The 1,611-nt window shown below is 72.6% G+C and carries 3 protein-coding genes; 1 reads left to right on the top strand and 2 read right to left on the bottom strand.

Translation table 11 applies throughout. The features are described from left to right. Window positions 1-57: 57 nt before the first annotated feature. Window positions 58-618 carry a CGNR zinc finger domain-containing protein gene (locus tag CCN44_RS39995; RefSeq protein ID WP_059248282.1) on the top strand — a complete coding sequence of 187 codons (561 nt, stop codon included), beginning with the start codon at window positions 58-60 and terminating at the stop codon, window positions 616-618. Between the two features lie 86 nt (window positions 619-704). Here CCN44_RS39995 and CCN44_RS45325 read toward each other — a convergent pair whose 3' ends face one another. Both CCN44_RS45325 and CCN44_RS39990 read right to left on the bottom strand, forming a co-directional pair. Further along, on the bottom strand, window positions 705-857 hold the full coding sequence (locus CCN44_RS45325) for a hypothetical protein (RefSeq protein WP_167345734.1): 153 nt from the start codon (window positions 855-857) through the stop codon (window positions 705-707). Window positions 858-1,012: 155 nt separating this feature from the next. After that, window positions 1,013-1,450 (bottom strand): hypothetical protein, encoded by a 438-nt coding sequence (locus CCN44_RS39990; protein WP_086704038.1) that lies wholly within the window; start codon window positions 1,448-1,450, stop codon window positions 1,013-1,015. Window positions 1,451-1,611: the final 161 nt, after the last annotated feature.

The following is a 1,611-nucleotide window of genomic DNA, read 5'->3' as shown; positions in this document are numbered from 1 at the left end:
TCCCTGGCCTGAGGGTCGGGCGGGCGCCCGCCCGACCCTCAGGCCAGGGAGCGAAACGTGCTGATCACCCACGACACCCGGTGTGCCCTCGACACCGTGGTGGATCTGGTGAACACCGCGCCGGAGGACGACGCGGCGGCGGACGGACTGCCCGATGTCCCGGCCCTCGCGGATTTCGTGCGAAACCACAAGATGAGCGACGTCGGCGTGCTGTCGGAGTTCGATCTCTCGGCCGTGCGGCGGGTCCGGGGGCGGTTCGCGGCGATCTTCGCGGCGCCCGACTCCCGGTCCGCCGCCATGATGATCAATGAGCTGGTCGCGGCGGCGGGCACCACTCCCCGCCTGACGGACCACGACGGCTACGACTGGCATGTGCACTACTTCGCCCCCGGCGCCTCCGTGGCCGACCATCTCGCCGCCGACTGCGGGATGGCGCTCGCCTTCTTCGTGGTGGCCGGCGAGCGGGAGCGGCTGCGGCGCTGCGAGGCACCGGACTGCCGGCGCGCCTTCGTGGACCTCTCCCGCAACCGCTCGCGCCGCTACTGCGACAGCCGCACCTGCGGCAACCGGCTGCATGTGGCCGCCTACCGGGCCCGGCGCAAGGAGGCTGCGGGCTGAGCGGGGCGGCGGGGCGCCGAGTCGTACGGGACCTGCCCGGTGCGACGTCGGTCCCGGCGGGTGGCGCCGGGACGGACGTGTACGGCTCACAGCAACAGCAGATCGTGCAGCGCAGCCATGAGGAGCAGACACCCGATCACCGCCAGGAAGATCATCAGCGGTGGCTGGGAAAGGGCGAAGAGGCACCCGCGCGGCTCGTCCTTCGGCGGCGCGGCCTCGCTCTGTGTCGTGTCCAGCATCTCGCCGCAGATCATGACGCACCCGGCAGCCGGCCGCGATCAGCGCACAGGGATCTTGCGGGAGTTCGCCGAATACCGTGAGGTCTCGTTCGGCTGGTGAACGATTCCGGACGCCCGCGGACCCACCTGTGTCGTTTCAGCCAGTCATGTGACTGTCATATGCCGTGCTTCTTGAGGATGGCCTCGATGTCGCTGAAGTCCTCGGCCGGGTCGGCGGCCCGGGATGCGGAGGAGGGGCGTGCCGCGGGGCGGGCCGCCCCGCCCAGGGACGGTGCCGAGGCCGCGGGCGCCACCGCGTCCCGCCCGGCTCGCCCGGCCGCCTTGCGCTCGGCACCTCCGCGCCGGCGCTCCACGACCCGGGAGCCGGCGAGCAGCAGCCAGGCCGCGCCCAGTACTCCGAAACCCGCCCAGGCGGTGGGGCTCAGGGCGGTGTCGGCGAGCCACCCGACGACCCCGGTCATCACCAGTCCGACCGGCACCAGCGAGTAGGCCGCGAGGCGGACCGCCGCCAGGAACCGCTTGCGGTAGGCCGTGACCACCGCGATACCCAGGCCCGCCGCGGACACGGCTGAGCAGACTGTCTCGGCAATCATCCGGTCCTCCTGGCAGGCTCGTCCCGTCGCTTCCATCCTGCACCGCCGGATCCCCGCGATGCCATGCTCCAGCCGGACATCAGGGACATCTCCGGGTCGTCTCCGGGTCCTCTCCTCCCGGGGTGCCGGTCCCGGAGCCCGCCGTGCCCTCCCCCGTCCGC

The organism is Streptomyces tricolor, from assembly GCF_002155905.1.
In the GTDB taxonomy this organism is placed as follows: domain Bacteria; phylum Actinomycetota; class Actinomycetes; order Streptomycetales; family Streptomycetaceae; genus Streptomyces; species Streptomyces tricolor.
This window is presented reverse-complemented; position numbering and strand designations above follow the sequence as displayed.

Excerpts from the sequence above, each read along its gene's own strand:
- CCN44_RS39990 (WP_086704038.1), bottom strand. The coding sequence starts at position 1,450 with ATGATTGCCGAGACAGTCTGCTCAGCCGTGTCCGCGGCGGGCCTGGGT.
- CCN44_RS45325 (WP_167345734.1), bottom strand. The coding sequence starts at position 857 with ATGCTGGACACGACACAGAGCGAGGCCGCGCCGCCGAAGGACGAGCCG.